We start from the raw sequence: 4,747 nt of genomic DNA, 5'->3' as shown, positions 1-4,747 counted from the left end.
AGCGGGGCCACAAGCTGCCCTCAGGAACTGGGAGGCGTCACGACCCACGGCTCGGTCGACAAAGAACGCAATCCTGTAATCCCCAGGGCGTCCGCAATGTCGGAGGCGCAACGCGCCCCGGGCACTCCCAGGGACGACCCGATAAACGAAACGACGTCGTCGGTGGACCAGCCCAGGCCTCGTAGATCTGAGAGGGTGACGGCACCGTCGCGCTTGGCCAGCCGAGCACCTGAAGGCGCGAGTGCGAGGGGCACGTGCGCGTACGTCGGCTCGGGCGCCCCGAGCAGGTGGGCGAGCTGCGCCTGCGCGGGCGCCTGGGAGAGCAGGTCGAAGCCGCGCACGACCTGGTCGACGCCCTGGAACGCGTCGTCGACGACGGCCGCCAGGTTGTAGGCGGGCACGCCGTCCGCGCGGCGTACGACGAAGTGGTCGACGGCCCCGGTGTAGGAGCCGTGCAGCTCGTCGAACACGGTCCACTCGGGCGAGGGGGCGGCCAGGCGCAGCGCGGGGGCGCGCCCCAACTCGGCTAGAGCTGCGCGCTTGGATGAACGCTCGGACTCGCTCAGCGTCAGGCAGGTCCCCGGGTAGTGGCCGGGTGGCACGTGCGGCGCGGAGGCGGCCTCGCGGATGTCGCGGCGGGTGCAGTAGCACTCGAAGATGAGGCCGCGCGCGGCCAGCGACGCCAGGGCGGCCTCGTGCGCGTCGGCCCGCACGGTTTGGATGAGGGGCTCGCCGTCCCAATCCACGCCGATCGCCGCCAGGTCCTCGATCTGACGCTCGGCGGACCCGGCGCGCTCCCGGTCGATGTCCTCGATGCGCAGGACGAATCGCCGCCCGGTCGTGCGCGCCCACGCCCACGCGAGGATCGCGGTGCGCAGGTTGCCCAGGTGGAAGTCGCCCGTGGGGGAGGGCGCGAATCGTCCGGTGTTCGTCATGCGCTCAGTGTACGAGGCCGTGGCCGCCTCCCGGGATCCGCCTCCCCGGGCGGTGGCGCGGCGGGCGTACAGTGGGGTGCATGGTGAGTTTTCGGGTGCCCGACTGGTTGGCGGTCTTCGTGGGCGGGGTCGTGGGGACGGCGGCGCGCGCCGGCCTGGACGAGGTCGCGAAGGCCTCGCCCGTGCGCGGCCTCTTCCTGTCGTGGTCGACGCTGACGGTCAACGCCGTGGGCGCGTTCCTGCTGGGCGCGCTGGCAGCGTGGGTGGCGGGGCGCCTCGCGCGAGGATCGGGGAATGCGGCGTCGCTGAAAACCCTGAAGCTCCTGGTCGGCACGGGTTTCGCGGGCGCGTTCACGACCTACGGGACGTACATCGTCGCGTCGGTGGGCTACGTGTCGCTCAATGGAATTGCCGAGGCCGTCTCTCAGTCCCTTGGTCTCCTGGCACTGGGTGGTGCCTGCGCCTGGGCGGGTATGCGCGTGGGGGAGTGGCTGTGTGGCCGCTCGGACCTGCGCCCCGTCACCGGTGAGGGGGAGCGAGCATGAACGGATCGACCTTCCTGTTCGTGGCCCTGGCTGGTGGCGTGGGCGCGTGCGCCCGCTTCTGGCTGGACCGGGGCGTGCAACGCTCCCTGGACTCGTTGGGTGACTCGGCGGGAGCGAAGCTCGGCATCCTGGTCGTCAACGTCATCGGCTGTTTCCTGGCTGGTGCGGCCACTCAGCTGGTGCCCGCAGGCCTCATGCCGATCGTGTCGACGGGGTTCCTCGGTGGCTTCACGACGTTTTCGACGGCACTCGTGGACGCGGTGACACTGTGGGCTGATGGATTCCGAGGCCGGAGCCTCGCCCTGGCACTCGGTACGTGGGCGGCCTCATGGGGCGCGGCGCTCGCGGGTATCGCCTGTGCCGGATAGACGTTTGTCACGCAACTGCGGCCACAATGCGGGCTGATGGGTGAGGGTTTAGCCACGATACGGAGTTTTGTAACAGCATTCCGAGCGCTCGCGCGCGCGGCCCTCATATGCTGATGTTGCGGGCCGTGTGGCCCAGTAACGGAGATGCACATGATTGACCTCACCGGGGTATCCAAGGTCTACCCCGTGAAAAGCGGCGGCCAAGTCGTCGCGCTCGACGGGGTGAACCTGCACGTTGATCGCGGCTCGATCCATGGGATCGTCGGCCGTTCCGGCGCGGGTAAGTCCACGCTCATCAGGTGTCTGACGGCCCTGGAGAAGCCCACCGAGGGCCACATCGTCGTCGATGGCCTGGATCTGTCGATGCTGTCGGGTTCTGCGCTGCGCGCCGCTCGCCGTCGCATCGGCATGGTGTTCCAGGCGGCGAACCTCCTGGATGCCCGCACTGCCGCCGATAACATCGGCTACCCGCTGAAGCTTGCCGGTGTGCCTCGTGCGCAGCGCCGCGAACGCGTCGAGGAACTCCTCGAACTCGTCGGCCTCGAAGGCCGCGGCGACTCCTACCCGTCCCAGCTGTCGGGTGGTCAGCGTCAGCGTGTCGGCATCGCCCGCGCGCTGGCTGATAATCCCGCTGTGCTCCTGTGCGACGAGCCAACGAGTGCGCTCGACACCGAGTCGACCGCTCAGATCCTCTCCCTGCTGCGCCACGTGCGCGACGTCGCCGGGGTCACCGTCGTCGTCATCACCCACGAGATGGCCGTCGTCCGCGAGATCTGCGACTCCGTGACCCTCCTCGGCCACGGACAGGTCCTGCAGACCGGCCCCCTCGAAGAGGTCGTGGCAGACCCCTCGACCCCGCTCGCCCGTGAGCTGGTCCCCATGCCCGTCGTCGAATCGGTCCCCGCCTCCGCGGCCACCAGCCTTGACGGCCTGACGAAGAGCACTGTCCTCCTCGACGTCGTTTTCACGTCGCACCCGGGTGTCCCGACCGGCGCGACCGTCCTGCACCTGGCCTCGTCCATGGGCGCGGACGTGACCGCGGGAACCTTCGAGTCCCTCGGCAGCGTGCAGGTGGGCCGCCTGGCCCTCACCGTCCCCGCCTACCACGCCGACAAGATCATCGAGCAGCTGCGTAAGAACAACGTTCACGCGGAAGTGAGGACCCAATGACCACCGCATACCTCGCCGCCGCGACCGCCGCGCAGGTGGTCGTGCCCACGGGTAAGGGCGATCCCACGTGGTTCGATAACCCGGCGCTGACCCAGAAGTTCGGTCCGGCAATCCTCGAGACACTCATGATGACGGGCCTGTCCACGCTCTTCGCGGTCATCATCGGAACGCTCCTCGGCCTCCTCCTCGTGCAGACCGGCAAGGGCGGCCTCACCCCCAACAAGGGCGTGTACCAGGCCGTCTCCTTCGTCGTGAACATCGTGCGCTCCCTGCCCTTCATCATCGGCATCATCATGCTGATCCCGCTGACGAAGATGATCGTCGGCAAGTCCACGGGCTCGCTCGCAACCGTCGTTCCGCTCGTCATCCTGTCCGCGCCCTTCTTCGCGCGCCTCGTGGAGACGAACCTGCTGGCCGTCGACCCCGGCAAGATCGAGGCCGCCCAGATGATGGGTGCTTCCAACCGCCAGATCCGCTGGGGCGTCCTCATTCGCGAGGCAATGCCCGCCCTCATCCAGTCCATCACGACCCTGGCGATCACCCTGATCGGCTACTCCGCGATGGCGGGCGCCGTCGGGGGCGGCGGCCTGGGCCAGATGGCCATCAACTACGGCTACAACCGCTGGCAGGACGACGTCATGATCTCCACCGTCGTCGCCATCATCGTCATCGTGCAGATCATCCAGCTGATCGGCGATATCCTCTCGCGCCTGGTCGACCACCGCGCGCGCTGACAGACCCCGGTCAGGTCACCCCGGCCTCGACCATCCATCCCATCCAGTACGCAGAAGAAAAGAGAACCACCATGCGTCATCGCTCTCTCGCAGCTATCGGCCTGGCAGCCGTTGCCACCCTCGGCCTGGCGGCCTGCGGCGGCGGCTCCGCCTCCTCGGATGCTTCCGGCTCCTCCTCGGACGTCGTCACCCTGACCGTGGGCGCGACCCCCTCGCCCCACGCGAAGATCCTCACCTACATCAACGACAACCTGGCCGAGGCCGAGGGCATCAAGCTCAACATCGTTGAGTACACCGACTACGTCCAGCCCAACACCGCGCTCAACGACGGCGACCTGGACGCCAACTTCTACCAGACCGTTCCCTACCTGGAGAACGCGGAGAAGCAGTTCGGCTACGACTTCGAGGCCGGCGAGGGCATCCACCTCGAGCCCCTCGGCGTGTTCTCCAACAAGCACAAGTCCCTCGACGAGCTGCCCGACGGTGGCACGATCGGCATCATTTCCGACACGGCCAACCAGTCCCGCGCGCTCGAGCTCCTGGCGACCCAGGGCCTCGTCTCGATCCCTGAGGGCGACGGCGACGTCAACATCAACACCGTCACCAAGCTGAAGAACTTTGACTTCCGCGAGGTCGAGGGCCCGCAGCTGGTCCGCTCGCTCGACGACTTCGACTACGCGGTCATCAACGGCAACTTCGCCCAGGAGGGTGGCAAGTCCATCTCCGGTGACGCCCTCGTCGTTGAGTCCCCCGTGGACAACCCGGCCGTGAACGTCCTCGTGTGGAAGAAGGATTCCAAGAAGGCCGAGGCCATCGCGAAGCTCGAGAAGCTCCTGCACTCCGATGAGGTCAAGCAGTACATCGAGAAGACCTGGTCGGACGGCTCGGTCATCCCGGCGTTCTGACCTGCGAGGCCGGGGCGCGCAGGCGCCGAGGCTGACGGATCGTGGAGCCGACAGGCTCGCATAGATAAGCGGGTGGCCCCCGGAACCCAT

6 protein-coding genes are annotated in these 4,747 nt (G+C 67.9%); 5 read left to right on the top strand and 1 reads right to left on the bottom strand.

Annotated elements, in window-relative coordinates:
* Nucleotides 1-20: 20 nt before the first annotated feature.
* Nucleotides 21-935, bottom strand: coding sequence for a tRNA glutamyl-Q(34) synthetase GluQRS (gluQRS, locus tag HMPREF1137_RS09705; protein ID WP_009054912.1), 915 nt, complete (start codon nucleotides 933-935; stop codon nucleotides 21-23).
* An 80-nt stretch (nucleotides 936-1,015) separates the two neighbouring features.
* Here gluQRS and HMPREF1137_RS09700 point away from each other — a divergent pair, with 80 nt between their 5' ends.
* The 5 genes from HMPREF1137_RS09700 (at nucleotide 1,016) to HMPREF1137_RS09680 (ending at nucleotide 4,657) form a co-directional block, all read left to right on the top strand.
* Nucleotides 1,016-1,480 carry a fluoride efflux transporter FluC gene (locus HMPREF1137_RS09700; protein WP_034497719.1) on the top strand — a complete coding sequence of 155 codons (465 nt, stop codon included), beginning with the start codon at nucleotides 1,016-1,018 and terminating at the stop codon, nucleotides 1,478-1,480.
* The gene (locus HMPREF1137_RS09695) at nucleotides 1,477-1,848 is read left to right on the top strand and encodes a fluoride efflux transporter FluC (RefSeq protein ID WP_009054918.1); all 372 of its coding nucleotides are present in this window, start codon (nucleotides 1,477-1,479) and stop codon (nucleotides 1,846-1,848) included. Before HMPREF1137_RS09700 ends, HMPREF1137_RS09695 begins: the two co-directional genes overlap by 4 nt.
* A gap of 150 nt (nucleotides 1,849-1,998) precedes the next feature.
* Nucleotides 1,999-3,018 (top strand): methionine ABC transporter ATP-binding protein, encoded by a 1,020-nt coding sequence (locus HMPREF1137_RS09690; protein ID WP_009054914.1) that lies wholly within the window; start codon nucleotides 1,999-2,001, stop codon nucleotides 3,016-3,018.
* Nucleotides 3,015-3,752: a methionine ABC transporter permease gene (locus tag HMPREF1137_RS09685; protein WP_009054910.1), complete on the top strand. Its 738-nt coding sequence runs from the start codon at nucleotides 3,015-3,017 to the stop codon at nucleotides 3,750-3,752. The genes HMPREF1137_RS09690 and HMPREF1137_RS09685 overlap by 4 nt, the downstream gene beginning before the upstream one ends.
* A 71-nt stretch (nucleotides 3,753-3,823) precedes the next feature.
* Nucleotides 3,824-4,657 carry a MetQ/NlpA family ABC transporter substrate-binding protein gene (locus tag HMPREF1137_RS09680; RefSeq protein WP_009054919.1) on the top strand — a complete coding sequence of 278 codons (834 nt, stop codon included), beginning with the start codon at nucleotides 3,824-3,826 and terminating at the stop codon, nucleotides 4,655-4,657.
* Nucleotides 4,658-4,747 lie beyond the last annotated feature (90 nt).

Source organism: Actinomyces sp. ICM39 (assembly GCF_000282935.1).
Taxonomy (GTDB): domain Bacteria; phylum Actinomycetota; class Actinomycetes; order Actinomycetales; family Actinomycetaceae; genus Pauljensenia; species Pauljensenia odontolytica_B.
Note: the sequence above shows the minus strand (reverse complement) of the source record. Positions and strands in the feature narration are given on the sequence as shown.

Bases quoted from the DNA above. Each gene is read 5' to 3' on its own strand.
- gluQRS (WP_009054912.1), bottom strand. From the start codon at position 935: ATGACGAACACCGGACGATTCGCGCCCTCCCCCACGGGCGACTTCCAC.
- HMPREF1137_RS09700 (WP_034497719.1), top strand. From the start codon at position 1,016: ATGGTGAGTTTTCGGGTGCCCGACTGGTTGGCGGTCTTCGTGGGCGGG.
- HMPREF1137_RS09695 (WP_009054918.1), top strand. From the start codon at position 1,477: ATGAACGGATCGACCTTCCTGTTCGTGGCCCTGGCTGGTGGCGTGGGC.
- HMPREF1137_RS09690 (WP_009054914.1), top strand. From the start codon at position 1,999: ATGATTGACCTCACCGGGGTATCCAAGGTCTACCCCGTGAAAAGCGGC.
- HMPREF1137_RS09685 (WP_009054910.1), top strand. From the start codon at position 3,015: ATGACCACCGCATACCTCGCCGCCGCGACCGCCGCGCAGGTGGTCGTG.
- HMPREF1137_RS09680 (WP_009054919.1), top strand. From the start codon at position 3,824: ATGCGTCATCGCTCTCTCGCAGCTATCGGCCTGGCAGCCGTTGCCACC.